This window comes from Rhodococcus sp. BE178, from assembly GCF_050433545.1.
Classification (GTDB): domain Bacteria; phylum Actinomycetota; class Actinomycetes; order Mycobacteriales; family Mycobacteriaceae; genus Prescottella.
On the sequence record NZ_JBNPXA010000004.1, the window covers coordinates 210,341 to 236,800 of the forward strand.

The 26,460-nt window shown below is 68.1% G+C and carries 28 protein-coding genes and 1 pseudogene; 12 read left to right on the forward strand and 17 right to left on the reverse strand.

The window, feature by feature from the left end; genetic code table 11:
- Positions 1-933 carry a LysR family transcriptional regulator gene (locus tag J2X34_RS10255; protein WP_429516969.1) on the forward strand — a complete coding sequence of 311 codons (933 nt, stop codon included), beginning with the start codon at positions 1-3 and terminating at the stop codon, positions 931-933.
- 73 nt (positions 934-1,006) lie between these two features.
- Here J2X34_RS10255 and J2X34_RS10260 read toward each other — a convergent pair whose 3' ends face one another.
- Entirely contained in the window at positions 1,007-1,747 is a 741-nt protein-coding gene (locus J2X34_RS10260) for a DUF7507 domain-containing protein (protein WP_429516971.1), read from the reverse strand.
- Between the two features lie 110 nt (positions 1,748-1,857).
- Between J2X34_RS10260 and J2X34_RS10265 the strand changes: the two genes are divergently transcribed.
- Positions 1,858-2,493 (forward strand): hypothetical protein, encoded by a 636-nt coding sequence (locus J2X34_RS10265; RefSeq protein WP_429516973.1) that lies wholly within the window; start codon positions 1,858-1,860, stop codon positions 2,491-2,493.
- 33 nt (positions 2,494-2,526) lie between these two features.
- On the opposite strand, the gene J2X34_RS10270 is transcribed toward J2X34_RS10265, so the two are convergent.
- Positions 2,527-3,072 (reverse strand): ribonuclease H family protein, encoded by a 546-nt coding sequence (locus tag J2X34_RS10270; protein WP_114723195.1) that lies wholly within the window; start codon positions 3,070-3,072, stop codon positions 2,527-2,529.
- A gap of 73 nt (positions 3,073-3,145) precedes the next feature.
- On the opposite strand from J2X34_RS10270, the gene J2X34_RS10275 reads away from it, so the two are divergent.
- On the forward strand, positions 3,146-4,078 hold the full coding sequence (locus J2X34_RS10275) for a DNA-3-methyladenine glycosylase family protein (protein ID WP_429516975.1): 933 nt from the start codon (positions 3,146-3,148) through the stop codon (positions 4,076-4,078).
- A 78-nt stretch (positions 4,079-4,156) separates the two neighbouring features.
- Here the strand turns inward: J2X34_RS10275 and J2X34_RS10280 are convergent, their stop codons facing one another.
- The 3 genes from J2X34_RS10280 to J2X34_RS10290 are packed head-to-tail and all read right to left on the reverse strand — an operon-like array spanning position 4,157 to position 7,156.
- Positions 4,157-4,954 carry an SDR family NAD(P)-dependent oxidoreductase gene (locus tag J2X34_RS10280; protein WP_429516977.1) on the reverse strand — a complete coding sequence of 266 codons (798 nt, stop codon included), beginning with the start codon at positions 4,952-4,954 and terminating at the stop codon, positions 4,157-4,159.
- Positions 4,947-5,993 carry a 2,3-butanediol dehydrogenase gene (locus tag J2X34_RS10285; protein ID WP_114723198.1) on the reverse strand — a complete coding sequence of 349 codons (1,047 nt, stop codon included), beginning with the start codon at positions 5,991-5,993 and terminating at the stop codon, positions 4,947-4,949. Before J2X34_RS10285 ends, J2X34_RS10280 begins: the two co-directional genes overlap by 8 nt.
- Positions 5,990-7,156 (reverse strand): LLM class flavin-dependent oxidoreductase, encoded by a 1,167-nt coding sequence (locus J2X34_RS10290; protein WP_114723199.1) that lies wholly within the window; start codon positions 7,154-7,156, stop codon positions 5,990-5,992. Before J2X34_RS10290 ends, J2X34_RS10285 begins: the two co-directional genes overlap by 4 nt.
- A 122-nt stretch (positions 7,157-7,278) precedes the next feature.
- Between J2X34_RS10290 and J2X34_RS10295 the strand changes: the two genes are divergently transcribed.
- The gene (locus tag J2X34_RS10295; protein WP_429516980.1) at positions 7,279-8,046 is read left to right on the forward strand and encodes a response regulator transcription factor; all 768 of its coding nucleotides are present in this window, start codon (positions 7,279-7,281) and stop codon (positions 8,044-8,046) included.
- Here J2X34_RS10295 and fabG read toward each other — a convergent pair.
- Positions 8,019-8,780: a 3-oxoacyl-ACP reductase FabG gene (gene fabG, locus J2X34_RS10300; RefSeq protein ID WP_429516983.1), complete on the reverse strand. Its 762-nt coding sequence runs from the start codon at positions 8,778-8,780 to the stop codon at positions 8,019-8,021. The two genes, J2X34_RS10295 and fabG, sit on opposite strands and share 28 nt — an antisense overlap.
- 48 nt (positions 8,781-8,828) lie before the next feature.
- Complete coding sequence (locus J2X34_RS10305) at positions 8,829-9,278, reverse strand: hypothetical protein (protein WP_429516985.1); 450 nt, start codon at positions 9,276-9,278, stop codon at positions 8,829-8,831.
- Between the two features lie 231 nt (positions 9,279-9,509).
- Here J2X34_RS10305 and J2X34_RS10310 point away from each other — a divergent pair, with 231 nt between their 5' ends.
- From J2X34_RS10310 to J2X34_RS10335, 6 genes and pseudogenes are all read left to right on the forward strand, one after another.
- Entirely contained in the window at positions 9,510-10,955 is a 1,446-nt protein-coding gene (locus tag J2X34_RS10310) for a coniferyl aldehyde dehydrogenase (RefSeq protein WP_429516986.1), read from the forward strand.
- Between the two features lie 67 nt (positions 10,956-11,022).
- On the forward strand, positions 11,023-11,475 hold the full coding sequence (locus tag J2X34_RS10315) for a nuclear transport factor 2 family protein (RefSeq protein WP_429516988.1): 453 nt from the start codon (positions 11,023-11,025) through the stop codon (positions 11,473-11,475).
- Between the two features lie 526 nt (positions 11,476-12,001).
- Positions 12,002-12,313, forward strand: a pseudogene (locus J2X34_RS10320) (TetR/AcrR family transcriptional regulator); the annotation flags it as partial.
- Positions 12,314-12,459: 146 nt separating this feature from the next.
- Complete coding sequence (locus J2X34_RS10325) at positions 12,460-12,969, forward strand: nuclear transport factor 2 family protein (RefSeq protein ID WP_429516990.1); 510 nt, start codon at positions 12,460-12,462, stop codon at positions 12,967-12,969.
- A gap of 75 nt (positions 12,970-13,044) precedes the next feature.
- On the forward strand, positions 13,045-13,569 hold the full coding sequence (locus tag J2X34_RS10330) for a nuclear transport factor 2 family protein (protein ID WP_114723207.1): 525 nt from the start codon (positions 13,045-13,047) through the stop codon (positions 13,567-13,569).
- A gap of 8 nt (positions 13,570-13,577) precedes the next feature.
- Positions 13,578-14,744: a 12-oxophytodienoate reductase gene (locus tag J2X34_RS10335; RefSeq protein ID WP_429516992.1), complete on the forward strand. Its 1,167-nt coding sequence runs from the start codon at positions 13,578-13,580 to the stop codon at positions 14,742-14,744.
- 61 nt (positions 14,745-14,805) lie between these two features.
- Here J2X34_RS10335 and J2X34_RS10340 read toward each other — a convergent pair whose 3' ends face one another.
- The 5 genes from J2X34_RS10340 to J2X34_RS10360 all read right to left on the reverse strand — a co-directional run bounded on the left by J2X34_RS10340 (position 14,806) and on the right by J2X34_RS10360 (position 20,161).
- Positions 14,806-15,837 (reverse strand): NAD(P)-dependent alcohol dehydrogenase, encoded by a 1,032-nt coding sequence (locus J2X34_RS10340; RefSeq protein WP_114723208.1) that lies wholly within the window; start codon positions 15,835-15,837, stop codon positions 14,806-14,808.
- The gene (locus J2X34_RS10345; RefSeq protein WP_397484737.1) at positions 15,815-16,786 is read right to left on the reverse strand and encodes an alpha/beta hydrolase; all 972 of its coding nucleotides are present in this window, start codon (positions 16,784-16,786) and stop codon (positions 15,815-15,817) included. The genes J2X34_RS10340 and J2X34_RS10345 overlap by 23 nt, the downstream gene beginning before the upstream one ends.
- Positions 16,783-17,421 carry a TetR/AcrR family transcriptional regulator gene (locus J2X34_RS10350; RefSeq protein WP_429516994.1) on the reverse strand — a complete coding sequence of 213 codons (639 nt, stop codon included), beginning with the start codon at positions 17,419-17,421 and terminating at the stop codon, positions 16,783-16,785. The genes J2X34_RS10345 and J2X34_RS10350 overlap by 4 nt, the downstream gene beginning before the upstream one ends.
- Before the next feature lie 38 nt (positions 17,422-17,459).
- Positions 17,460-18,809 carry a flavin-containing monooxygenase gene (locus tag J2X34_RS10355; RefSeq protein ID WP_429516996.1) on the reverse strand — a complete coding sequence of 450 codons (1,350 nt, stop codon included), beginning with the start codon at positions 18,807-18,809 and terminating at the stop codon, positions 17,460-17,462.
- A gap of 176 nt (positions 18,810-18,985) precedes the next feature.
- Entirely contained in the window at positions 18,986-20,161 is a 1,176-nt protein-coding gene (locus J2X34_RS10360; protein WP_429516998.1) for an enoyl-CoA hydratase-related protein, read from the reverse strand.
- Positions 20,162-20,351: 190 nt separating this feature from the next.
- Between J2X34_RS10360 and J2X34_RS10365 the strand changes: the two genes are divergently transcribed.
- Positions 20,352-20,963 carry a TetR/AcrR family transcriptional regulator gene (locus tag J2X34_RS10365; RefSeq protein ID WP_114723256.1) on the forward strand — a complete coding sequence of 204 codons (612 nt, stop codon included), beginning with the start codon at positions 20,352-20,354 and terminating at the stop codon, positions 20,961-20,963.
- 177 nt (positions 20,964-21,140) lie between these two features.
- Complete coding sequence (locus J2X34_RS10370) at positions 21,141-21,689, forward strand: TetR/AcrR family transcriptional regulator (protein WP_429517000.1); 549 nt, start codon at positions 21,141-21,143, stop codon at positions 21,687-21,689.
- Between the two features lie 54 nt (positions 21,690-21,743).
- On the opposite strand, the gene J2X34_RS10375 is transcribed toward J2X34_RS10370, so the two are convergent.
- The 5 genes from J2X34_RS10375 to J2X34_RS10395 are packed head-to-tail and all read right to left on the reverse strand — an operon-like array spanning position 21,744 to position 26,434.
- On the reverse strand, positions 21,744-22,394 hold the full coding sequence (locus tag J2X34_RS10375; protein ID WP_114723212.1) for a CoA transferase subunit B: 651 nt from the start codon (positions 22,392-22,394) through the stop codon (positions 21,744-21,746).
- Positions 22,391-23,137, reverse strand: coding sequence for a CoA transferase subunit A (locus J2X34_RS10380; protein WP_429517003.1), 747 nt, complete (start codon positions 23,135-23,137; stop codon positions 22,391-22,393). The genes J2X34_RS10375 and J2X34_RS10380 overlap by 4 nt, the downstream gene beginning before the upstream one ends.
- Positions 23,134-24,318, reverse strand: a complete 1,185-nt coding sequence (gene fahA, locus J2X34_RS10385) for a fumarylacetoacetase (protein WP_429517005.1) — start codon at positions 24,316-24,318, stop codon at positions 23,134-23,136. The genes J2X34_RS10380 and fahA overlap by 4 nt, the downstream gene beginning before the upstream one ends.
- Positions 24,315-25,238, reverse strand: a complete 924-nt coding sequence (locus J2X34_RS10390; protein WP_429517007.1) for a hypothetical protein — start codon at positions 25,236-25,238, stop codon at positions 24,315-24,317. The genes fahA and J2X34_RS10390 overlap by 4 nt, the downstream gene beginning before the upstream one ends.
- A complete protein-coding gene (locus J2X34_RS10395) occupies positions 25,235-26,434 on the reverse strand; it encodes a homogentisate 1,2-dioxygenase (protein ID WP_429517009.1) in 1,200 nt (399 codons plus the stop codon). The genes J2X34_RS10390 and J2X34_RS10395 overlap by 4 nt, the downstream gene beginning before the upstream one ends.
- Positions 26,435-26,460: the final 26 nt, after the last annotated feature.

A 26,460-nucleotide genomic window follows, 5' to 3' on the forward strand; every position in this document is an offset into this window, starting at 1 on the left:
GTGGACATCGAAGCCGTGCGCACCTTCGTCGCCGTCGCGGACGCCGGACAGTTCCAGGAAGCCGCCGTCGACCTGCGAATTACCCAGCAGGCCGTCTCCAAGCGGATCGCAAACCTCGAACGCGTGCTCGGGGTGAGATTGTTCGCCCGCACCGCGCGCGGGGCACGGCTGTCGCTGGACGGGCAGGCATTTCTTCCGCACGCTCGCGACGTTCTGCGGGCGGTGGACCGTGCGGCAGCGTCGGTACGTCCGGGCGAACGCACGTTGCGGGTCGATGTCCTCAACCGGCGCATCGCCCCAGCCCTCGCCCTGCAGAGTTTTTACCAGGCTCATCCGGGGATCGATCTGGACGTCGTCACGCTGCCGGATGCCAACGCGCCCAACGCGATCGAGGCCGTGCTCGCCGGCTCGATCGACGCGACATTCCGCTCGGTTCCAGTGTCCCCACGCGACCTGCCCGACCGCATCGTGGCCGAGCGAGTCCTGGACGATCCGTTGCAGCTGTTGGTAGGACCGGAGCACCCGCTCGCCTCGGCGCCATCTCTTAGTCCGGAAGACCTGACCGGGCACCGCATCTGGATCCCGGGGATCAAGCAGGGCACCGAGTGGGCCGCGTTCTACGACGAGCTCACCGAAGCTTTCGACCTGCGCATCGATGCCGTCGGGCCCGACTTCGGGGCAGAGGCGCTGATGGACGCCATCGCGGGTTCGTCCGCCCTGTCGACCCTGGTCGGTTCCGGTGACCGATACGTGTGGCCCGCGAATCACGGCCTGCGGCGAATCCCGATCATGGATCCGACGCCGGTCTATCCGCACTCGTTCGTGTACCGGAGCGGAAACCCGCATCCAGCCCTGACCGCGCTGCGTCGGCACCTACTCGAATCGCGACCCACCCCACCTGACAACCTCTGGACACCGAGCTGGGCCAGCTGAAGGGATGACACGACATCCCGACCGGACGACGACTGCCACCCTGGCCGAATGCAGACGCCGCTCGGTAGGTTCGTCAGGGAGCTTCGGGACCCGGCGCGTCCGGGCACGGCGGGTTCAGGAACGGCAGACTCGGGAACGGCACATTCAGGAACGGCACATTCGGAGGCGGCTCGTTCGAGCATCGTGTGCCCGCGCCCGGCTGGTACGGAGTGCTCAGCGCCCAGGCGCCCAATGCCCCCAACGCGCCCAACGACCCCAACGACCCCAACCCCAAGGATCCCAGCGATCCCACGGCCAGCGGTCCCAGACCCAACGATCCCAGTGCCGGTGGCAGGATTCCGCTGCCGGCGAAGTCGCTCCGGCAGGCTGTGAGGACCCTTGTCGACGCCGGCGCCGATGTGACCGCATTCTGCTGTGGATCGACACCGGTCGCCCTGGCCGTGTTGTCGATGAAGCAGGCGCCCTGATCGGCGTCGGTCACGTCGTACGTGGCGGTACAGGTCACCGACGCCCCCGGCTGGAGCGTCCCCGACGGGCATGTGGCATCGGGCGCCGGATCGGAACCCGTGAATGCGACTTCATCCACGGCGACGTCGGAGACCGGAGTTCCACCGGTGTTGGTCACCACGAACGTGTAGGTGACCGTGTCGCCCGATTGGAGGCCGACCGCCGGAGAGCCCGACTTCGCGAGCGAGAGGCCGTCTGCAGCCGGCTGGGCGATGCCGGTCGGCCCGAAGGCCAGTGTCGTCAGTGCAACCAGGCCTGTGAGCACTGCGATAACCAGAATCCGGAAAGTTGCACCGAAATTACGCACGCTGGATACTCCTTTTCGCCACATACAGGACAAATCGGGTTTTCGAACTCAGGTGCCGCGCAATACAAGCGTTTCGGAAGTTACTGGATATTCGCGATGAATACGTGCGAATGAGCGGTAAGCCCGCGTCGCACCATCGACCTGTCGCCGAGCGGGCCCAGGAAGCCACCGGCGCGATCACGCCGGCCGTCGGCAGCGTCGGTATCGGAAAGTCGCTGCGCGACAGTCGCATCGAAGGTTCGGCGACCGGGTCGCCTGTGGGACAATGCACCGCGAACCTACTCGAAGAAGGCAGATCCTTGACGAAGTACGACGATGCCGACTGGCACTACGGCGGCATCTTTCCCGACGACCTGCCGAACGCGGCCGGCGGCACCCACATCGGCATGTTCGTGGCATGGTGCCTGCTGTCCGGTTTCGCGGGCGAGGACATCGCCGACGAGCTCGAGCCGCTCGAGTCGCGAGAGTCGACGCCCGGCGCCTTCCTGATGGACGTGCTCGACGAGAAGTTCGTCAGCGACGACCTCACCGCCGACGGCAACGCCTTCGCGGTCGCGTACTACGCGGGCGAGCACGACGACTCCTGCTATCTCGTCGACTACCTGGATGCGTTCGGTACGACCCCGACCGAGATCTACCGGGTCGAGGACAGCTGGGAGACCTACGACGTCATCGCGGACCGGATCGGCGCCCGCTTCCACGCCTGGCTGGACGCGGGGCGGCCGCAATTCGTCTCCGCACGGTAGACCGGACCGGCGTCGGGAAGTACACCGCGATCCTCAGAACAGCGTGAGCAGTGGTTCCGGATCGCGGGCGGGCGCGGAGGCCACGACGGACGGGCGCGGGTCCGGGCCGTGGGAGGCGAGACCTGCCCACGGCCGCGCCCGCTCCGGATCGGACGCGACGGCGCGGGCGGCCTCACCGGCCAGCTTGTCCGCCAGCTCGTTGAAGTGGTTGCCGACGTGCCCGCGGACCCAGCGGAACCGCACCGGCCCGGTCCGTTCGGTGATCGCCCGGTCGATGTCCTGCACCAGCTCGAGGTTCTTGACCGGCCCGCCGGACGCCGTCTTCCACCCCTTGCGCTTCCAGCCGGGCAGCCACTCGGAGGCGCACTTGATGGCGTACTGGGAATCGGACTCGATGAGCAGCGGATCGGGACCGGGATGCGCCACGATGGCCTCGACGAGCGCCCACAGCTCCGCGATCTGGTTGGTGCCGGAGACCGCGCCGCCCGACCGGCTGGGACCCTCGTGATCGACCCACGCCCACCCGATGGCGCCACCGGGATTCTTCAGACACGAACCGTCGGTACTCACGATGATCATGGCTTCGGACAATACGTGCTCCCCCCGACATGCCTCGGTTCGGTCTCGGCGCGGCGGCGATAGGCTGCCGGGGATGACCGGTATGGCCTCCGAAGTGCAGTTCGAGGTGTCGACGCGACGTCCCGTGGATCTCGCGTCGACGCTCGCGCCGCTGAGCCGTGGGCGCTTCGATCCGTGTCACCGCCGCGAGTCCGACGGGACCGTGTGGCGCACGTCGCTGCTGCCGTCCGGTGCCGTCACCTACCGCCTCCGTCAGCGCGGCCCGAGCGTCGTCGGCGTCCAGGCATGGGGACCCGGCGCCGCGGAACTCGAGATGTACGTGCCCGGCCTCGTCGGCGAGGACGACGTCGACGGGTCCGCCGACTTCGCGCCCACCCACCCGAAGCTGGTCGACGCGCACCGCCGGTTCCCGAACCTGCGGATCGTGCGGACCGCGCGGGTCATGGAGTCCCTGGTGCCGGCGATCCTCGAACAGCGCGTGCACACCGTCGCCGCGCACACGTCGTGGCGGCGGCTCGTCCAGAAATTCGGCACCGCCGCGCCCGGGCCGGCCCCCGACGGGATGCGGGTGCCGCCGAGTGCGGAGGCGTGGCGGCGGATCCCGTCGTGGGAGTTCCACCGCGCGGGCGTCGATCCGCGGCGTGCGCAGACCGTCGTCGCGTGCGCTCGCGTCGCGGACCGCCTCGAGGAGACCGTCGGGATGGATCACGAGGCGGCGTACCGCCGGTTGCGGGCCGTCCCCGGCGTCGGGCTGTGGACCGCCGCCGAGGTGGCCCAGCGCGCGCTCGGCGACGCCGACGCCCTCTCCGTCGGCGACTTCCACCTGTCGGCGATCGTCGGCTGGACGCTGCTGGGTCGGCCCCTCGACGACGACGCGATGGTCGAGTACCTCGCCGACCTGCGCCCGCACCGCTACCGCGCGATCCGCCTGCTCGAGGTCAGCGGCCAGGCCCGCAAACCCAAGTTCGGACCGCGCACGCCGCTCGTCGACCATCGGTGGCACTAGGCCTGAGCGCCCACTCCTCGCCCGGATCGGCGGGAACCCGCTCGCGACCGGAAGGAATGGGCGCTCAGGCCGACGGCGCTAGCCGTGCAACTTGGTGAAGTTCGGGTAGTTGGAGATCTCCCAGCCGCCGTCGACCATGAGGCTCGTGCCGGTGATGTAGTCGGCATCGTCGCTCGCGAGATACAGGCACGGCGCCGCGATCTGCTCGGGAGTGGCCGGACGCCCCATCGGGATCCGGTCGACGAACGCCTGCAGCAGCGGCTCGTACCCGGTCACGGCGGACACCAGCGGGGTGTCGACCAGACCGGGCAGCACGGTGTTGACGCGGATACCGTGCGGCGCGAGTTCGAGCGCGGCGTTCTTGCCGAACATCTCGACGCCCGCCTTACCGGTGACGTACGGGCTGCCGCCGACCATCGGGACCCGCGCGTTGAGCGAGGCGACGTTGACGATCGCACCGCCGCGGCCGTTCGTCGTCATGTGCCGGGCCTCGTGCTTGGTGCACAGGAACACGCCCTTCTGCACGAGGTCGACGGTGAAGTCCCAGTCCGACTCCTCGAGGTCGAGGATCGGGCCGCCGCGGGCGGCACCGGCCACGTTGAACGCCAGATCCAGCGCGCCGAATCGCTCCACCGCGACCGCGACCGCGGCGGCGACGGCGTCCTCCACCGTGACGTCGGCGACCGCCCCGACGAAGGCCTCGCCGAGGTCCTTCTCCATCACCTCGAGCGCATCGGCGGAGATGTCGATGCCGACCACCGACGCCCCCTCCGCGACCAGACGCGTCGCGACGGCCGCGCCGATGCCCGACGCCGCTCCGGTCACGACCGCGACCCTGCCGTCGAACCTGTTGCCCATCGACTCACGCTCAGCCATGTCCCACCTCCACGAGTACCTTCATGCGCCGGCCGGCGGACGCCGCCTGCACACCTTCCTCCACCACGTCGGCGAGCGGGACGCATTCGACCCATTCGTCGAGCGGGTACGCCCCGGCCGCCATCCGGTCGATGACGGCGGCGAACTCCTCGCGCGAGTACGCCAGCGACGCCATCAGCCGCGTCTCGGTGAACATCAGCGCGTACGTGGCGAGCGGCACCTCCTCCTTGTAGGTGGCGACCAGGACCACCGCACCGCGGGCCCGCGCGGCCCAGAGTGCGGTCTGCACTGCCGCGGCCACCCCGGCACATTCGAACACGGTGTCCGCCCCGATGCCGTGGGTCCGCTCGGCGACGGCCGCCACGGGATCCTGCGCGGCGGGATCGATCACGTCGAATCCCATTCCCGCGGCCACGGCCCGACGCGATTCGGACGGCTCGCTCAGCAGGATCCGGTCGACGCCCCCGGCCCGCAGGTTGAGTGCCGTCGCGATGCCGATCGGACCCGCCCCGATCACCAGCGCGAACTGCCCCGGCTCGACACCGCCCAACTCGACGGCGTGCAGCGTCACGGCCAGCGGCTCGACCACCGCGGCCTGCAGCAGGCTCACACCGTCCGGGATCTTGTGCACGTTGCCCGCCGGGACCACCGTGCGCTCCGACATGCCACCGCCGTCGGAGTTGAGTCCGTGGAAGGCGATGACCTGACACAGGTGCTCGAGTCCGGCGGCGCAGCGCACGCACGTGCCGCAGCTGTAGTTCGGCTGCACCACCACGCGGTCCCCGACGGACAGATCCTCGACCCCGGCACCGACCTCGCGCACCACTCCGGAGAACTCGTGACCGAGGATCTGCGGTCCGCAGGCCCCGGTGAGCGGATGCGGATGCTCCGAGATGCCGAACGAGTGGATCATCCCGAGGTCGGATCCGCAGATTCCGTTGTACGCCACGTCGATCAGGACGTGGCCGTCGCGCAGTTCCGGCTCGGGGACGTCCTCGACCCGCAGGTCGCCGACGCCGTGCAGAACGGCGGCCCTCATCGCTTGGCCGCCAGTTCGTCCTCGTACTTCTTCGTCATGTGCGCGATCGCGTCGTGCTGCGCCTGGTTGTGACCCTCGCGCACCTTCCCGGCGCGGGTCGCCGCGTCCAGCAGCGGCTGGGACTGCCCCTGGAAGTGCGGCGCCACCTGCTGCGCGATCAACTCGAACGAGCGTCGGGTCGCGGCCGGGTTGGCCCAGTCGGTGCCCATGATCAGCATCGAACCGAAGCCGCCGGACTGGTCGATGAGCTTCTGGATAAGTTCGCGCGCCTGCGCGGGCGTTCCGATGATGCCCATGCCGGAGTGGTTCATGTACGCGATCATCTGCTCCATGGAAGCGCCACCGGAGCCGAAGTGCGGGAACGCCGCGACCTTGCCGAAGTAGTCGATCCACTCGCCGAGCCCGAACCGCACGTCCTGCTGGGCCTGCTCCTCGGTCTCCGCAATGTGCATGGGGCACACCAGCCGCCACTGATTGCGGTCCACGGTGGTCCCGAACTCGGCGGCCCGCTCCTCCATGATGCCGAAGTGGTGACCGAGGGCGTCGAAGCCCTCGGGGGTGAGGGTCGCGCCGATCGACAGCAGGCCCAAGCCGTGCTTGCCGGCCAACCGCGGTCCGGTGGGCGAGGCCACGCCGGCGACGACGATGTCGAACATCGGATGCGAGTACGGCCGCATCTGCAGCTGGGCGTCGACCAGGTTGTGCGTCTTGGTCTTCGCCGTGACCCGCTCACCGTTCAGCAGCCGCATCACGATGTCGAGGTTGTCGTCGAGCAGTTCGCGGCACTCGGTGGGGTTGAGCCCGATCATCGACGAGTCGGTGGGCAGCGAACCCGGGCCGACGCCCAGCATCACGCGGCCACGGGTGAGGTGGTCGAGCAGCACCATCCGATCCGCGGCCCACAAGGGATTGTGGTAGCTCAGCGAGGTGACGCCCGTGCCGAGCTTGATGCGCTTGGTGCGTTCGGCCGCCGCGGCGATGAAGATCTCGGGGCTGCCGATGATCTCGCTGCCCGCCGAGTGGTGTTCACCGATCCACACCTCGTCGAAGTCGAGGCGGTCGAGATGCTCCACCAGTTCGAGGTCGCGCTGCAACGCGACGGTCGGATTCTGCCCTGCCGCGTGATGGGGTGCGACGAACGCACCGAACCGTAGCCTGCCCATGCGAGTACTCCTCTGAAATCGATGAAACGACGTACCCTCCGACGCTAGAATTCGTTCCGCCCTACCGGCAGTGCACTTTGGTGGACACTTTCCGATCCGCATCGAACTGGTGGTGAGAAGAATTGACCGAGGTCGCGTTGCGCACCGCCGACTACGAGCGCGTGTTCACGGTCCTGGAGCGGTGCGAGGACGTACGGACCGTGTCGGAGTTCCGCACCCGCATCGTCGCGGCCATGACGGAGGCGTTCCCGGTGCGTGTGGCGACGTGTTTCGTCGGCGACACCTACGAGAGGCAGTTCGACGACCCTGATGCCACCGTGGAGGGATCCGGCTCGTGGGAGGGCATACGCACTGTCTACCAAGAGATCTGGTCGCACCACGACGTCTTCGCGACGCCGGAGGCGCGGCGCCGACTCGAATCGACCCGGGTGGCGTCCCTGACCGATCTCCGCGAGCTCCCGGCGGAGTCCGAGGCCTACGTCCGGGACTACCTGCACGCGCAGCGCATGCACTCGGTCAACGCGATACACCTCGATCTGCCGGACGGGGCGCGGGCTCTCGTCGGCCTGTACGACGCGGACGAGTCCGCACTCGGGCCCCGGGACTACGCGGCCCTGCGCCTCCTGGCCCGGCAACTGTCCGTACTCACCCGCGGCCTCGACACCTCGGAGCACCGGGACGTGCTGGCCGATCTGACCGGGCGGCAGCGTCAGGTGGCCCGACTGGTGGCCGACGGGTTGAGCAACGCCGCGATCGCCCGGCAGTTGACGCTCACCCAGGACACCGTCAAGAAGTACGTCAGCCGCATCCTCGCCGCGACCGGATGCGGCTCGCGCACCCGGCTCGCGATCGAGGTGCAGCGTCAGGCCTTCGGACCGCCCGCCACGTAGATCACCTGTCCCGAAACGAATCCCGCACCCTCACTTACGAGGAACGACGCGGTGTGCGCGATGTCCTCGGGCAGCCCGACACGGCGGACCGGGGTTTCCGCGGCGACCCCGGCCTTGAAGTCGTCGAACGACACCCCCATCCGTTCGGCGGTCGCGGCGGTCATCTCGGTGACGATGAAGCCGGGCGCGATCGCGTTGGCGGTGACGCCGAACGGGCCGAGTTCGAACGCGAGCGTCTTGGTCAGACCCTGCATGCCCGCCTTCGCGGCCGAGTAGTTCGACTGGCCGCGGTTGCCGAGCGCGGAGATACTCGAGAGGTTCACGATCCGGCCCCACTTCTGTTCCACCATGTACTTCTGCGCGGCCCGGGTCAGCAGGAAGGCCCCGCGCAGGTGCACGTTCATGACGGCGTCCCAGTCGTCGACGGTCATCTTGAACAGCAGGTTGTCGCGGGTGATCCCGGCGTTGTTCACGACGACGGTGGGCGCGCCCAACTCGCCGGCGATCCTCGTCACGGCCGTCTCCACCGAGGCCTCGTCGGACACGTCCGCCCCGACGGCGAGCGCGCGGCCGCCGGCGTCGCGGATCGCGGCAACGGTGTCACCGCACGCCGATTCGTCGAGATCGAGCACGGCGACCGCCAGCCCGTCGGACGCGAGTCGCTTCGCGATGGCCGCGCCGATGCCCCGCGCAGCACCCGAGACCACTGCCACCCGCTGGTTGCCGTCCGTCATGTCCGCTACCTCCCACTCACCGGTGATGTTCGCCGGTGACGCTACGCGTCAGGACAGCGCGACCGGTCGGATATCGGCGACGATCCGGTCGATGGCGCCGTTCTCGAGTTCGAAACTCTCGACGATCTCGACGGTCATCAGGCGCGCGTCGCCGACCCCGGCGTCGAGCAGGTAGGTGGTGCGGACGGTGTCGCCGTCCTCGGTCATCGTCAGGTTCCGCACGCCCTGGATGACGGCGTACTGCATGCCGTGGTTGAGATCGTTCGTCAACTGCGGCCCGTTGAAACCGGTCTGCATACCCACCTCGACGCGGGTGGCGTTCGCAGTGAACAGCACGCCACCGGCGTCGTGACTGACGAGTGCGTCGATGTACGCGCGGGCCATCGCTCGGTTCGGGGTGTCGGCGGGGTTCGGTGCGGCAGTAGCGACCGCGGGTGCGGTGATCGCGACAGCCGCCGCGGCGAGGAGCGACAACGAGGCAGTCTTGGCAATTCGCATGCCGCATCGTAGCTATAACCTGTTTCACATTCAGGCGAAACGGGTCCGCGCACCGATCGCCACAGAGTCGGAGGTCCCATCGATCCGGGTACCTCCTACCGGGATTCCCGCCGCCCGACGGGGCCGTTCGACCCCTTCTCCGAGACACGCTCCCGGTCATCGAGACGGCCCGCTGTAACGCCGGACACAGCTCGTTAGCGTCGTGACATCGGCAACGACAGGAGTTACCCCATGAGCGAGCACGTCACCGACACGGCAACCATCGCGACGCTTCCCCAGATCCTGGAAGCCCAGAAACGCGCTGCGGCCGAACAGGGAACGCCCTCGGCCGACGTGCGCCGCGACCGGATCCAGCGGATGATCGACCTCCTGGTCCGTCACCACAAGCCGCTCACCGAGGCCATCGACGCCGACTTCGGCGGGCGCCTCGTCGCGTTCTCGATCATGAACGACATCCTCGGTTCACTCACGTCGCTCAAGCACACTCGCGACTCGCTCCAGTCCTGGATGGCCGACGAGGAGCGCCCGCCGTACCCGCCGTACGACCAGCTCGGCGCGAAGGCCTACATCCAGTACCAGCCCAAGGGATCGGTCGGCATCATCGGCACGTGGAACGCTCCGCTGTTCACGCTGCTGAGCCCGCTCGCGTGCGCCCTGGGCGCCGGCAACCGGGCGATCCTCAAGCCGTCCGAGGTGGTGCCGCGCACCGCGCAGGTCCTCGCGGATGCCGTCGCGGAGATGTTCGATCCGTCCGAGATCGCGGTCGTCACCGGCGGCCCCGAGCTCGCCGACGCCTTCACGTCCCTGCCGTTCGACCATCTCGTGTTCACCGGCAGCACCGAGGTCGGCAAGCTGGTCATGGCCAACGCCGCCAAGAACCTCGTGCCGGTCACGCTCGAACTCGGCGGCAAGTCGCCGACCATCGTCGGCCGCAGCGCGGACTTCGACGACGCCGCGAGCAAGATCGCGATCGCCAAGTCCACCAACTCGGGCCAGATCTGTGTGTCCCCGGACGTCGTCTACGTGCCCCGAGAGGAGCTGGACAGCTTCGTCGGCGCCCTGGAGAAGTCGTACGCCGCGCTGCTGCCGACCATCACCGACAACCCGGACGTCGTCGCGGTCGTCAGCGACCGGCACCTGGCACGGGTCGAGGCCCTCGTCGCCGACGCCCGTGATCGTGGCGCCCTGATCGTCGCGACCCCGGTCGAGGAGAGCGAACGGGTCGACGGGGAGCGCAAGCGGCCGCTGCGCCTGGTGATCGCACCGCGGGCCGACTCCAAGATCATGCAGGAGGAGATCTTCGGCCCCGCCATCATCCTGCTGCCGTACGACCAGACCGAAGAGGTCATCGCGGACATCAACGGCAGACCGAAGCCGTTGGCGCTGTACTACTTCGGCACCGATCCGGCGGAGCAGCAGGCGGTCCTGACCCGCACCTGGTCGGGCGGCGTGACCGTCAACGACATCATGATGCACCCGGGCATGAACGACGCACCGTTCGGTGGCGTGGGCGCTTCGGGCATGGGCCACTACCACGGGCGCGAGGGATTCCTCGAATTCAGCCACGCTCGTACGGTTTTCGAGGCTCCCGAGCACGATCCGCGCGGCGAGTGGGGCACGCTGCCACCGTACGGTGACGGCTTCCTCGCCGCGATGGAAGCACAGGTCACTCCGTAGCCGCTCGATTACCGATGAGCGAGAAGTCTTCCTGCCGATCCTCCGATCGGCAGGAAGAATGCCGGGTATGAGCCGAGAACTCGCAGACCGCCTTGCCCTGTCCGACCTCGTTGCGCAGTACGCGATCGCCGTCGATCGCCGAGACGAGATCGCACTGACGGCACTCTTCGCCACCGACGCCCAACTGGTGCAACCGGCCGGGCTGGTCCGCCGGGGCAAGAGTGCCGTCCTGTCGGGGTCCGGCGCCGTCGCCCAGGGCGTGCTCGGCGCGGTCGCCCACCTCCACTCGACCCGGCACGTGGTGAACCAGCAGATCGTCGACGTGGCCGGCGACCAGGCCCGCGGCGAGGTGTACGGCGAGGCGCACCACGTGTACGCCACCGAGGACGGGCACCGCGACTACGTCGTGGCGATCCGCTACCAGGACGAATACGTCCGGGCGGACGGCATGTGGCGCATCGCCCGCCGCGAGCTGATCGTCGATCTCACCTACGACCGCAAGGTCGAGCTCCTCGCGTGAGCCGGGGCCCGACCAAACGCCGTTAGGGCGGCGCTGGGCGGCGCCACGGCCCCGGGTTCGCACCGAGGATACCGATCCCGTCGCAGGTCTACCCAGTTCAGACACATTTTGCTGAGCGGAACAACTCTTCCCGAAACACTCCGGACGCACCTATAGTCCGACCAAGCGATTGTTTGGTCGGTACGGGAGGGCCTCGAAGTGACGGAATCCACCAAACGGCGGCGCGAGATCCTCGACGCGGCCGCCGAGTTGTTCGCCCGCAAGGGCGTGGGGGCCACGACCATCCGGGAGATCGCGGATCGCGTCGGGGTCGTGGCGGGCGCCCTGTACCACCACTTCCCGTCCAAGCGGGCCATCGTCGACGAGTTGGTCACGGGTTATCTCGAGGGGCTGCACGAGCGCTACCGCTCGATCGAGACCCGGAATCTGACCCCCAGGGCGCGGTTGCAGGCGATCGTCGACGCCTCACTGGACCGCGGCCCACGAGGAGCCGCACGCGACCGCCGTCTACCAGGACGAATACCCGCATCTGCGCGAGGAGGCGAACCTTTCCCGCGCATCCGAACTCGCCGATGCGGTCCAGCGTCCGTGGCTGGACGCGATCGAGGACGGCAAGCGGCAGGGCGCTTTCCGGGACGATCTGCCGGCGGGCGTGTTCCACCGATTCATTCGCGACTGCGTCTGGCTGTCGATCAAGTGGCACCACGCCGACGACTCGTACTCGACCGCTCGCCTCGCCGAGGACTGCGTGTCGATCTTCCTCGACGGCTTCGCGGTCGACCACCGCTGCTCCCATGCGGATTCGCTGCCCGCGACCTCCCCCTCGGTCGCGGCCTGACGCGCAGATCGGCGGCGGATCGGGGACGGGTGGAGGAGGAACTTCCGCTGCCCGGAAATCCCGCCGATTCCGGCACAGATCCTGGATATGCTGAGAACCGATCAACTGCTTGTTTAACCCACTTCGCCCGCCCTGGAGGTTGAACCATGAGCACCGCCCACGAATCCACCCCGCCCGTGACGCTCGCTGCCGCCGAGCAACTACTGGCCATCGAGGAGATCAAGCGGGTGTTCGCGGCGCGACTGCGCATCATGGACACCAAGCAGTGGGACCTCTACGGCACCTTCCACACCGACGACGTCGTCAGCGAGTCGTGGGGCGCCGGCTCCCGAGCGGTCGGCCCGGAAGCGCTCACGGCCGCGATCCGGAACACGCTGGACGGCAACACCTTCGTGACGACGGCGCATCACGGCCACACCCCCGAGATCACCCTCACCTCCGACACCACGGCCACCGGCATCTGGGCCATGGAGGACGAACTGTGGTGGACCAACGGCGACGACGAGGAACACCTCCACGGCTACGGCCACTACCACGAGGAATACCGCAAGGTCGAGGACGAGTGGCTGATCAGCTACCGCACCCTGACCCGCCTGCACGAGATCCACACCCCCAACTTCTTCGACTACCGCCAGGCGGCCAAGCCCGGCCGCTAGCTATGCTGTGCCCCACGTCACCAAAGCAATCGCTTGATTGACTGTTTGAACCGTTTCGACAGAGAGGTCCACGCCATGGCTGAGCCCACCGGTGCACTGACGATGACCGCAGCCGAGCAGCTGCTCGCTATCGAAGAGATCAAGCGGGTGTTCGCGGCGCGACTGCGCATCATGGACACCAAGCAGTGGGATCTCTACGGCAGCTTCCACACCGAGGACGTCGTCAGCGAGTCGTGGGGCGGGCTGCCCGACGACAAGCAGCCGCAGACCGACGGCGCGTCGGGCCGCGTCATCGGCCGCGAACCGCTCACCAAGGCGATCAGCGGCATGCTCGGCAACTCCACCTATGTGACCACCGCGCACCATGCGCACACCCCGGAGATCACCCTCACCTCCGACACCACGGCCACCGGCATCTGGGCCATGGAAGACGAACTGTGGTGGACCAACGGCGATGTCGAGGAACACCTTCACGGCTACGGGCATTACCACGAGGAGTACCGCAAGGTCGAGGGCAAGTGGCTGATCAGCTACCGCAAGCTCACCCGCCTGCGCGAGATCCACACCCCCAACTTCTTCGACTACATGGCAGCACTGTGACCACTGAGATGACGGAAACTACGGAGTCCACGGAACCCGCAGCCCTGACGGCCGCACTGTTCGAACCGATCACCATCCGGTCTCTGGAGCTGCGCAACCGGATCGCGATGTCCCCCATGACCCGTCACGGCTCGCCCGGCGGCGTGCCCACCGATGAGGTCGTGGCCTACTACCGTCGGCGTGCCGAGGGCGGCACCGGCCTCATCGTCACCGAGGGCACCGCGATCGAGCACCCCTCGGCCGTGGACGCCGACACCGTGCCGGTGATGTACGGCGAAGCGGCACTGGAAGGTTGGCGCAAGGTCGTCGACGCGGTCCACGGTGCCGGCGGCAAGATCGTGCCGCAGCTGTGGCACGTCGGACCGCTCTTCGGTGCGATGGGCCCGGTCGGTGACGTCCACCCCATGCGTCCGTCGGGACACTGGGGATCGGTCGGCAACACCATGTACTCCGACGAGTACGTCGAGCAGATGCGTCCGGTGACCGCCGCGATGACCGAGCGGGACATCGCCGACGTGATCGCCGCCTACGCGGCGGCGGCCCGCAACGCGATCGACGTCGGCTTCGACGGCATTGCCCTGCACGGCGGCCACGGCTACCTGCTCGACGCGTTCCTGTGGGAGCCGAGCAACCAGCGCGACGACGAGTGGGGCGGAGATTTGCAGCGCCGCACCCGGTTCCCCGCCGAGGTGGTCAAGGCCATCCGGAAGGAGATCGGCGACGACTACCCGATCATCTTCCGGTTCTCGCAGCACAAGCAGCAGGACTTCGCGTCGAAGATCGCCCAGACGCCCGAGGAGCTGGGCGTGGTCCTGAACGCCCTCGTCGACGCCGGCGTCGACGTGCTCGACGCGAGCATCCGCCGGTTCTATGCGCCGGCGTTCGAGGGCAGCGACCTGTCCCTCGCGGGATGGGCCAAGAAGCTGACCGGCGCCACCGTGATGGCCGTCGGCAGCGTCGGACTCGACAGCGCGCTCAACGAGCGGGTCATCGTCGGGCTGCCGACCATGACGGACAACCTCCCGGACCTGATGCGCCGGAAACACGAGGGCGAGTTCGACCTCGTCGCGATCGGCCGCCTCCACATGGCCGATCCGGCGATCTCGCGGCGACTGCGCGACGGCGATCCCATGCCGGAGTTCGATCGGGCCCTGCACGAGGGCCGGCTGTACTGAGCCTCTCGATGCCGAATGCCGCGTTCCCCCTTTGCGGGAACGCGGCATTCGTGTGTCGGCCTTACGGTACGAGGATCGCCCGACCCTTGATCTTCCCGGCCTCGAGCGCGTCGAACGCCGCCACCCCGTCCTCGAGCGGGAAGGTCTCGGTCTCGATCGTGACGAGTCCGCGCTGCGCCAGAGCGATCACCGCGCGCTGGTCGGCGCGGGTGCCCGCGTAGCTGGTTCGCAACGTGGCTCCCCACGGCAGCGCGAAACCGGTCCACTCGATCCGGCCGCCACCGAGCCCGAGGACGCGCACCGCACCGTCACGACCGACCACCTGCGCGGCGATGTCGACGGTCTCCTGCACTCCGACGCAGTCGAACACGGCGTCGACACCGATGCCGTCGGTGAGCTCGAGGATCTTCGCGGCGCAGGAGCTGTCGCTGACGAACGCGTGATCCGCTCCCAGCGTGGTCGCCAGCTCGAGCTTGTCCTCCGCCGAATCCACCGCGATGATGCGGGCAGAGGTTGTCGCAGCCAGGATCTGGACGGCCGCGTGCCCGAGTCCGCCGATGCCGAGCACGACCGCAGTCGAGCCCGGGCCCAACCGGTCCCGCGCGCCGTCGATTGCGTGGTAGGTGGTGAGCCCGGCGTCGGCGAGCGGCCCGGCGGTCACCGGATCGAGGTCACCGAGCGGCTCCACGAACCTCGCGTCGACCTTCATGAACTCGGCCATTCCGCCGTTCGCGGCCAGACCGGGACACAGCGGCACGCCCTGCCGACCGCCCGGTGAACGCTCACAGGAGTTCTCGCGACCCTGCACGCACGCGCGACAGGTGCCGCAACTCCACACCAGGAACACCAGCACCGCGTCGCCCACCGACAGGGACTCGACTCCCTCGCCCAGCGCCGCGATCCGCCCGGCGGTCTCGTGTCCGAGGGTCATCGGCGGTGGAATCATCGAGATCGGCGAGTGCCGGACGTGAACGTCCGAGTGGCACAGCCCCGCACCGGCAACCTCGACGAGCACCTCGCCCGGACCGATCTCCGGGACGTCGGTGTCCGTGACCGCGATCCGGCCGTGCTCAACCAGCTGCAACGCGCGCATGTGCGTCCTCCTCGATCGTTGCCGCGGTCGCCACCGCGAGATGCCTACGCAGGAAAAGAATCTGATGTTCGAGCGCGCGGTCGTGCCACCGCTTGCCCGGATACACGTCGAAGTGATCGCACGGGTAATGCCGCACGTCGGCCCGGCCCTGCTCCGCCGCCTTCGCCGCGGCGTGCGGCGGGGCGCTGCGGTCGAGGTCGCCGATCTGGACCAACAGCGGTGCGGTGATCTTGTCCGCGTCCTTGATCGGTCGGTACGAACCGATTTCGAGGAACGATCGCGCGCTGACCTCGTTGCGCCACGTCGGACCGGCGATGGACAGGTAGTCCTCGTAGACGCCGGGCAGCGCGAGGGCCGCGACCTCGCCGGGCCGTCCCGCCAGGCGAATCGTCACACCGGCGCCGCCGCGCGCTGCGGCGGCCTTGTCCCGGATCGCAGCCCACGAACTCTTCGCCAGATGGCCGGCGCTGTACTGGCGCATCGATGCCGTGGACGCCGCTCGCGCGTCGACCGCCGGGGTGAGCGCGATGAGCGCGGCCAGGCGCGGGTCGCTCGCGCCCAGGCTGAGGACGTGCCCGCCGGCCAGCGAGACGCCCCACGCGACGATCCGGGTGGGATCGACGCCGTCGGTTCCCCGAGCGGTCGCGATCGCGGCGGCGTAGTCCTCGAGCTGGCCGCGGATCGAGACCGTCTGGCGCATGTCGCCGCCGCTGGAACCGAATCCGCGGTAGTCGAACAGCAGGACGTCGAGGCCCGCGCGGGCGAAGCCCTCCGCGAATCCCTCGAGACCCGAATCCTTGGTACCACCGAATCCGTGCGCCATGACGACGCAGGGACGGCCGGCCTCGGTGCGGAAGTCGTCGCCTTCGCCCCGGTAGTGCCACGCCGAACAGGTACTGCCCTGCACCGCGAAGGTCACATCGGTGCGTGTCACATCGGTTGGTGTCACAGTTTGCTCCCATAGATGGTGTTGAGCCACACCGAAGCCAGAGCCTCGTGAGCGGTTTCCGGATCCAGAGATCCGGGGCCACCCCGTGAGAGACTCTCGACGGCACGGTCGTTCATGTCGAGAAGGACGATGGCGAGTGCCCGGCTGTCGGTGCCCTCGGCCGCGCGTCCTGCCTTGCGTTCGGCATCGATCATCGATGCCACCGGATCGATGAAACTCAGCCGGTCGAAATCCCACGTCTCGCGCACGGCGGGATCGGAGTCGCGCGCATCCCGCAGCGCCCGATACAGATTGGGATGGCGCGCCCAGGTCCCGATCACCTCGGCGATGAGGCCGTCGACCATCTCCCGCGGGCTGCCCTCGCGGGCGAAGTACGTCCTCGTCCCGTCGCTGATCTCGCCGTAGAAGGTGCGCGAGAGCGCCGCTACGGCCTGGGCCTTGTTCTCGAAGTAGAAGTAGAACGCCGATCGCGTCACCCCTGCCGCGCGGGAGATGTCGACGATGCCGATCTCGTCCAGGCTGTGTTCGTCGAGCAGCGTCTCGAGCGCACCGAGAATCGCGGCTCGCCGCTCCTCTCCCTTGTTCGCCTTCCGGTGCTGTACCGCGGAAGTGGGGTCTGCGCTTCGGCTGCTCATGTGTCGCTTTCGGATCGGCTACGGCGTACGGGTGGCCATCATGCCGGGACCAGGTTCCACCGCACCGGCCCGTCCCTCTGTACGCGCTGCAGACCGGCCGGCAACTCCTTGGTCCGCATTTCGTGCTCGTAGATGTAGTAGTCGACCTGCTGCGTGTGCCGGGGACGATTGTTGAAGTGCCCCACGAACCGCTCCTCGTCGGCCTTGATGACGCGCTCCATCTCGGGGACCGTCGGCGGCCGGTACGTCCCGGCCAGGTAGGCCGCGAGCGTGCGCGCCTGGCACTCCACGAAGGGGAAGAGCGTCGGCGCCGACTGTGCGAACCCGATGAACGTGAGATCGTCGATGCCCGGCTTGAACATTCGCTTGTAGAGCGGGAACTGGTTGCTGGGTGCGCTCAGGAAGTCCTCGTCGAAGAACGGGAACGTGATGTTGTATCCCGTCGCGTAGATGATGACGTCGTACTCCCGGCTGGTGCCGTCGACGAAGTGGACGTCGGAGCCGTCGAGGCGTTCGATGTTGGGCTTGACGTCGATGTCGCCGGATCCCAACCGCACCAACAGTTCCTGGGACTGCGTCGGGTGAGCCTCGCCGAAGTGGTGGTCGGGCGTGGGGAGTCCGAAGTTCTCCGGACGACCCGACAGGAAGATCGGTCCGCGACGACCCAGGCGACGCTGCCACGACAGCGGAATCTGCGGGTACGTCTGGATCAGCGTGTCGGCGGGCACGCCGAACGCGTACTTCGGCACGATCCACGCCCCGGACCGGGTGGACAGCGTCACCTTGTTGCGCTGCGAACGCTGAGACAGTTCGACCGCGATGTCGGCGGCGCTGTTGCCGATGCCGACGATCAGGATGCGCTTGTCCCGCAGGTGCAGCGGAGTCTCCGGGTCGATGTACGCGTGCGAGTGGATGGACTCGCCGGTGAACTCTCCCGGGAAGTCCGGCAGGCGCGGATCCCAGTGGTGACCGTTGGCGACCACCAGGAAGTCGAAGCGGCGGCTCTCCCCGTCCTGGGTGAGGATCTCCCATCCCCCGCCGGGCAGGCGCTCCGCGTGCTCGACGCCGTTCTCGAATCGGATCCGGTCGAGCAGCGAGAACGCCGACGCGTAGTCGTCGAGGTACCGCTTGATGTCGGTGTGGTGCGGAAAGTCGGGAAGCTCCTCCGGCATCGGAAAGTCCTTGAACGACAGGCGCTTCTTGGACGTGTCGATGTGCAGGGACCGGTAGGCGCTCGAGTGGCCGTTCGGGTTTCCGAACGCCCAGTTGCCGCCGATCCGATCCGAGCTCTCGAAGCACTCGTAGGGGATGTCGTAGTCGGTGAGCATCTTGCCGGCCGTCAGACCGCTGATGCCGGCTCCGATGATGCATGTCGTGGGGTTGGCCATCGTGCTCCGTTCGATGTCGATCTGCTGCGCGGGGACGCGGAGAGCGCCGAATGTAGGCGCTCACCCCCGAAGATCGTGAGGTGGCTCACACGCTAAGCGCGGAATTGACACGTGTCAATAGTTATTTGACACGTGTCAATAGCCGGGAGGGAGCATCGCCGACCAGGGGCGGACCCCTAGCGTGACCACTGCTGCAGCGCAGCGTTCTTCCGGAAGTCCCAGCTGACCACCTCGTCGGCCGCGATCCGCAGCCACGCGTGCCGGCCGTCGGCCGTGAAGTGATCGCCACCCATGTATTTGCGCGCGAACAGCAGTTCCGCGGCCGCAACCCGGCTGTCGGGCGTGGCGGTTCGCGGAACCTCGCCCACCATCTCCGCGACACCGCTGATCTCCACGCCGCGCAGTTCGTGGAACTGCTCGCCTGCATCGATCACGACCGCGACCCGCGGATCACGACGCAGATCGGACCAGCGCCTGCTGCGCACGATCGAGTTGAGCCACAGGGATTCTCCGTCCCACACGAACCAGAGCGGAGCCACGTGGGGGTGCCCGTCCGGCGCTGTGGTCGCGACCCGGCACGTCCGCTCGTTCGCGAGGAACTCGGCCACCTCCTCGCCGCTCATCGCGATGGCCTTACCCCGGCGCTGCGTCATCGTTGCCTCTTCCGAGAAACCCCAGCGCCCCTCGGTCACCGCCCACCCCTGCACGTCCGCCGCCGCGCCGAGCGCCTGGACGGCCCGCAGGCTCTCGCGGACCGCAACGGGAGACGCGTCGCAGATCTCGTCCGCCATCACGAGCGCCTCCCGCAGTGCCGCACCGGGTTCGGTGACGGCATTGACCACGCCCAAGTGATACGCCCGCTGCGCGTCGAGCATCCGGCCGGTGATCAGCAGCTCGCGAGCGACGTTCACCGGCAGCGCGCGTGGGGCGCGGAACAGCGCACCGGAGCTCGCGACGAGGCCCCGTCTCACCTCGGGGAGACCGAAGCGCGCGGCAGCCGAGGCGACGATCAGGTCGCAGGCCAGCGCGAGTTCGAACCCGCCTCCGAGCGCGTACCCCTCCACCGCGGCGATCAGCGGCTTGCTCCGCACCCGACGGATCAGTCCGTACTCGCCGCCCCGCGGCATCCGCAGGTCTGCGCGCTCCCTGATGTCGGTGCCCGCCGAGAACACGGTCGGGGTACCGGTCAGGACGCCGGCCCAGAGCTCGGGGTCGTCGTCGAGAAGGTCGAACGCCGCTTCCAGCCCCATCGCCGTCTCACGATCGATCGCGTTGCGCCGGCTCTCGCGCTCGATGCGCACGACCAGCACCGACCCCTTCCGCTCCCACGACACCGTCGGCGTTCCGTCCACCCCGACCACCTCCGCTCACAAACTTGGACTCGAAGCTAAAGATAGATGTGGGTCTAGATTTCGGAGGACGATTCGGCGATATTCGAAACCGGGCGGTCGTACGACGGCACGGAGCGGTTGCCGTGGACCGAAGCCGCAGGCAGATAGGGTCGAAGTGGAGCAACAGCGGACAGCGGGGTCACGGAAGTCGATGAATCAGGACCAGAAGATGTCCCGCCGCGAGCGGAACAAACACGAGACGCGCGAACGTCTCCTCGACGCCGCGAGCACCCTGTTCGCCGTGCGCGGGGTGATCGACACGACCGTCGAGGAGATCGCCGATGCCGCGGGCGTCTCCCGAGCGACGTTCTTCAACTACTTCCCAGGCAAGGACGTGATGCTGGCCGGACTCCACACCCGGCACATGGATCTGCTGTCCGCCGTCATCTCCGATCTGCTCGCTCGGGATCTGACGACCGAGCAACGCATCCACGGCCTGTTCGAGGACTTCGTCGCCGCCACCGAGCAACTTCCGGGGTACCTGCGCGCGGTGACGGGCGAACTCGAACGAGACCTCGCGACACCGGAGATCAGCGTCGGGCGGACGGAGCGGTTCAACGACGAGATCCTGCGCATCCTGGAACCGGGCCTGGCTCGCGGCGAGGTTCGAACGGACTACCCACCGCGGTTCCTCGCACAGATGATCGCCGCCGTCTACGTCTCCACCATCCGGTACTGGCGCCAGGACCCCGAGTTCGACCTCACCGACGGATTCCGGAAGGCCGCGAGCTACGCGGCGGAGTCGCTCGTCCCGCGAGACTGAGCAACACGCATGTCGGATTCGCGAAGTTTGTCCACGAAAACCATCCGGCCGGTAGATTCTCGAATGTCGGGACTTGTCGATCAACCAGTCGAGGTGGGGACGCGGGGGACAGCGATGATGGATGACCGGGAAATCATCACACGCCGTGAGGAACGAAAGCGGCAGACACGAGGCCGATTGATCGAGGCGGGACGGGCACTGTTCACGCAACAGGGCTTCGATCGGACCACCATCGACGACATCGCGATGGCGGCACACGTGTCCCGCGGAACGTTCTTCAACTACTTCGACAGCAAGGACGCGGTGCTGTCGGCGCTGCACCAGGGCCATATGGACAAGCTGCCGGGGATAATCGACGATCTGTTGGCCCGGGATCTCACCACCGCCGAACGAATCCACTCGCTCTTCAACGACGTCGTCGAGGCCGCCGTGACGCTCGATCAGTACTTCCGGGCGACCACCCGGGAGCTCGATCGGGACCTCGCGACACCCGCGATCAGCTCTGCCCGCACCGAACGGTTCATCGTCGCGTTCGGCCGGATTCTCGAGGCCGGCATCGACAAGGGCGAGGTCCGACAGGACTACCCGCTGCGCTTCCTCTCGCAGATGGTGACCGCCGTGTACGTGACCACGATCCGCTACTGGCGTCAGGACACCGTCTTCGACATGGAGTTGGAGTTCGCACGCGCCGCCGCGTTCATCGCCGAGGCCGTCGCCCCGCGCTGAGGAGAACCCGTCCGACCCGAGGGGGGGTTCGGGCCGGACGGGCGATCGGGGGTGCTAGGCGGCGTCTTCGGCCAGTTCCACGACCAGCGCGGCGCCGGTCTTCTCCTGCACCTCTTCGACGGTGACATCGGGTGCGAGTTCACGCAGCACCAACGTGCCGTCCGCGACGTCGATGACCGCGAGGTTGGTGATGATGCGCTGCACCACCGCCTGACCGGTCAACGGCAACGAGCACTGGTCGACGATCTTGGCGCCGCCATCGCGGTCGGTGTGTTCCATGACCACGATGACGCGCCGGGCACCGTGCACCAGATCCATGGCGCCGCCCATACCCTTGACCATCTTGCCCGGCACCATCCAGTTGGCCAGGTCCCCGTTCCGGGAGACCTGCATGCCACCGAGGACCGCGGTGTCGATGTGTCCACCGCGAATCATGCCGAACGACAACGCCGAATCGAAGAACGCCGCACCCGGGTTCACCGTTACTGTCTCTTTGCCCGCGTTGATCAGGTCGGGATCGACCTTGTCCTCGGTCGGGTAGGGACCGGTGCCCAGGATGCCGTTCTCCGAGTGGAGAACCACCTTCACCCCTTCGGGCAGGTAGTTGGGGATCAAGGTCGGCAGGCCGATCCCCAGGTTGACGTACTCGCCGTCGATCATCTCGGCCGCGGCGCGCGCGGCCATCTGCTCACGTGACCAGCTCATGCCGACACCGTCCGCTTCTCGATTCGCTTGTCCTGCAGACCCGTATGCACCACCCGCTGGACGAACACGCCCGGCAGGTGAACCTGCGCGGGATCGAGTTCGCCCGGCTCGACCAGCTTCTCGACCTGCACGATGGTGGTCCGGCCGGCCATCGCGGCCAACGGGTTGAAGTTCATCGCGGTCTTGTTGAACACGAGATTGCCCTCGGTGTCACCGATCTCGGCGTGTACCAGCGCGTAGTCCGCGACGATGGACTCCTCGAGCACGTACGTCCTGCCACCGAACGTGCGCGTCTCCTTCGGCGGCGACGCGATCGCCACCGAGCCGTCGGCGTTGTAGCGCCACGGCAGACCGCCCTCGGACACCGGGGTGCCCACACCGGCCGGCGTGAAGAACGCGGGGATCCCGGCGCCGCCGGCGCGCAGACGCTCGGCGAGCGTGCCCTGCGGCGTCAGCTCCACCTCGAGCTCACCCGACAGGTACTGCCGCGCGAACTCCTTGTTCTCACCGACATACGACGCGGTCACGCGCCGGATCTGACCGGCGGACAACAGGATTCCCAGACCGTGGTCGTCCACGCCGCAGTTGTTGGAGAACACCTCGAGTCCCGTGACACCGCGGTCGGCGAGACCGGCGATCAGCTCGGTCGGGATGCCGCACAGACCGAATCCACCGACCGCGAGCGAAGATCCGTCGACGATGTCGGCGACGGCCTCGGCTGCCGTTGCGAAGACCTTGCTCATCGGGCATCACCGATGGCGGGCAGAATACGAGCACGGACCTCGCCGAAACCGATGCGTCCGCCGTTCGCGCCGGGCGCGGTCGCGGAGATCGAGATCTCGTCGCCGTCCTGGATGAACGTGCGCTGCTCGCCGGCAACCTCGACGGGTTCGGCTCCGCCCCAGGTCAACTCGATGAAGGCGCCTCGTTGATCCTTCTCGGGACCCGAGATGGTGCCGGAACCGAACAGGTCACCCGTGCTCGCGGCGGCACCGTTGACGGTGGTGTGCGCCAGCATCTGTGCGGGCGACCAGTACATCTGGGCGTAGGGCGGACGGGACACGACGTCGCCGTTCCACTCGACCTCGAGATCGATGTCCAGGCCCCACTTCTCCTCGCCCTGCAGGTACGGCAGCGGCGTCGGATCCTGGACCGGGGTGTCGACGCGGGCGGCCTCGAGCGCCAGCAGCGGAACGACCCACGGGGAGATGGACGTCGCGAAGCTCTTGCCGAGGTTCGGGCCCAGCGGGACGTACTCCCACACCTGGATGTCGCGGGCCGTCCAGTCGTTGAGGATCACGGCGCCGAAGCAGTGCTCGGCGAACTGGTCCGGGGTGATCGACGAACCCAGCGGCGAACCCACACCGACGATGAAGCCCATCTCGGCCTCGATGTCGAGGCGGATCGACGGACCGAACGACGGCGCGGCATCGGCGGGAGCCTTGCGCTGACCGCACGGACGCACGATGTCGACACCCGACACCACGACGGTGCTCGAGCGGCCGTGGTAGCCGACCGGCAGGTGCTTCCAGTTCGGCATCAGCGCAGCCGAATCCGGGCGGAACAGCTTGCCCAGGTTGGTCGCGTGGTTCTCCGACGCGTAGAAGTCGACGTAGTCGGCGACCGCGATCGGCAGGTGCATCGTGACGGCGTCCACCGAGAGGACGGCGTCGTCGGCGATCTCGCCGGACACCAGTTCGGTGATCTGCGCGCGCACCGCGACCCAACGGTCCCGGCCCTGGGCCATGAACGCGTTGAGGGTCGGCTGGGCGAAGGTGTCGTCGCCGAGTGCCTTCGCGAGGTCGACGACGCTGTCGCCGACGCGCACACCGACCCGCGGGTCCGTATCGGCGGTCGAGAACACGCCGTAGGGCAGGTTGTCGAGACCGAACAGGGAATCGGCAGGAATCGAGATGACGGTCATGCGAGGGGTCCTTCGTCGATCGAGATGAAATCCACCGGACCCGTAGGCGCGGAGGGCCCGGTGGATGATTGGGGCACCAGGCCGAGGCCGACCAGTTCGGTCAGCGGGTCACTGATGCTGCAGGTGCCGAAGGACAGGAAGCGCGCGCGCAGCGCGTCCACGTCCTCGGCCGACAGCCCGTCCAGGTCGGCTGCCACACGTGCACCGTCACGCTCGGCGAGCGTCGCGGCGATCTCCTCGACGCTCGCACCGGCGGCAGCCCGATGGGTCGCCAGCATGACGTTGAGGAAGCCGTGCTGCTCGAATCCCGTGTCGGGGTCCGTGTTCCGTACCGCGTGGTGCAGTCCGGCGGTCGCCTTGAAGCGCACGCCCGACGTCGCCACGGTGCGGATGGCCGCGGCCAGTTCGGCCTCGTCCGGGTACGCGGTCGCGACGACACCGCCGGTGCGGAACTTCGCGGCGTACGGCGTGCCGGCCAGGCCGGCCAGGATCTCGGCGCGGCGGTCGTCGCGCGGAACCTCGACGAAGATGTCGACACCCGGTGCGGTGGCGGCGATCTCGTCGAGCGCCGCGAGCAGTGCGGCCGCGGACTGTCCCTCGGGCACGGCGATCTCCATCGCGACCAGCTTCGCGCCGTCGATGGCGCGCAACTGCTCGAGCGCGGCGGGGACGGCGTCGGTGCCGCCGGGCACGGTGAGGCTCAGCGCGAGCTCGCCGTCCTGCCCGGCAGCCTTCTCGCCGAGGATCGACGGTAGCTCGCCGAGCCGCGGGGCCGGAAAGACGAACGGCCCCACCAGTGCAGCGTGGTCACTGCGCTCGTGCGCGAGGTGGGCGGGCACCGCGGCGTCCATCGGCGCATTCCCCGGAGGGAACAGCGCCGCGTCGTCGCACAACCCTGCCAGCAGCGGAGAGATCGTCACTTGCCGGGCCCCCGTCCGGACCAGGACCAGGGGTAGGCCTCGTCCTCGCACGCGAGGGCGCCCTCACCGAGCTCGAGCGGACGGAACGTGTCGACCATGACCGCGAGCTCGTCGAAGAACTCGACGCCGATGCTGCGCTCGTACGCGCCCGGCTGCGGGCCGTGGGCGTGGCCGCCGGGGTGGATCGAGATCGACCCCTGGCCGATGCCCGAACCCTTGCGGGCCTCGTAGTCGCCACCGCAGTAGAACATGATCTCGTCGGAGTCCACGTTCGAGTGGTAGTACGGCACCGGGATCGCCAGCGGGTGGTAATCGACCTTGCGCGGCACAAAGTTACAGATGACGAAGTTGTTGCCCTCGAACGCCTGGTGCGCCGGCGGCGGCTGGTGCACGCGGCCCGTGATGGGCTCGTAGTCGGAGATGTTGAACGTGTACGGGTACAGGCAACCGTCCCAGCCGACGACGTCGAACGGGTGGTTCGGGTACACCATGCGGGTGCCGACGATCTCGCCACCGGCGCGGTGCTTCACGAGCACCTCGACGTCCGTGCCCTCGGCGACCATCGGCTCGGTCGGTCCGTGCAGGTCACGTTCGCAGAACGGGGCGTGCTCGAGCAGCTGCCCGTACTTGGACAGGTAGCGCTTGGGCGGAACGATGTGGCTGTTGGCCTCGATTGCGTACGCGCGCAACGGCTCCGGACCCTGCGGCACCCAGCGGTGCGTGGTCGACATCGGGATCAGGACGTAGTCGCCCTGGCGCGCGTGCAGCGCACCGAAGACGGTCTCGACGATCGCCTCGCCGGACTCGACGTACACCATCTCGTCGCCGAGCGAGTTGCGGTACAGCGGCGACTCCTTGGCCGCGACCACGTACGACAGCCGCACGTCGGCGTTGCCGAGGATCAGCCGGCGCCCGGTGACCACGTCGGTCTCGGCCCAGATCTCCTCGGGGAAGAGGTCGTGGAGCTTGAGGTGCCGCGGCTTGAGCGGGTGGTTCGGGGTGGTGCCCTGGTCGCGCAGCTCCCACACGGTCGCATCGACGATGGCCGACGGGATGTGGCGGTGGTAGAGCAGCGAGGAGTCCGAGGAGAAGCCCTCCTCGCCCATCAGCTCCTCGAAGTAGAGCTGGCCGTTCTCGTCCCGGTGCTGGGTGTGACGCTTCGGCGGAATGTTGCCGAGCTGTCGGTAGAACGCCATGACCGGCCTCCTGAGTGCTCGCGCCC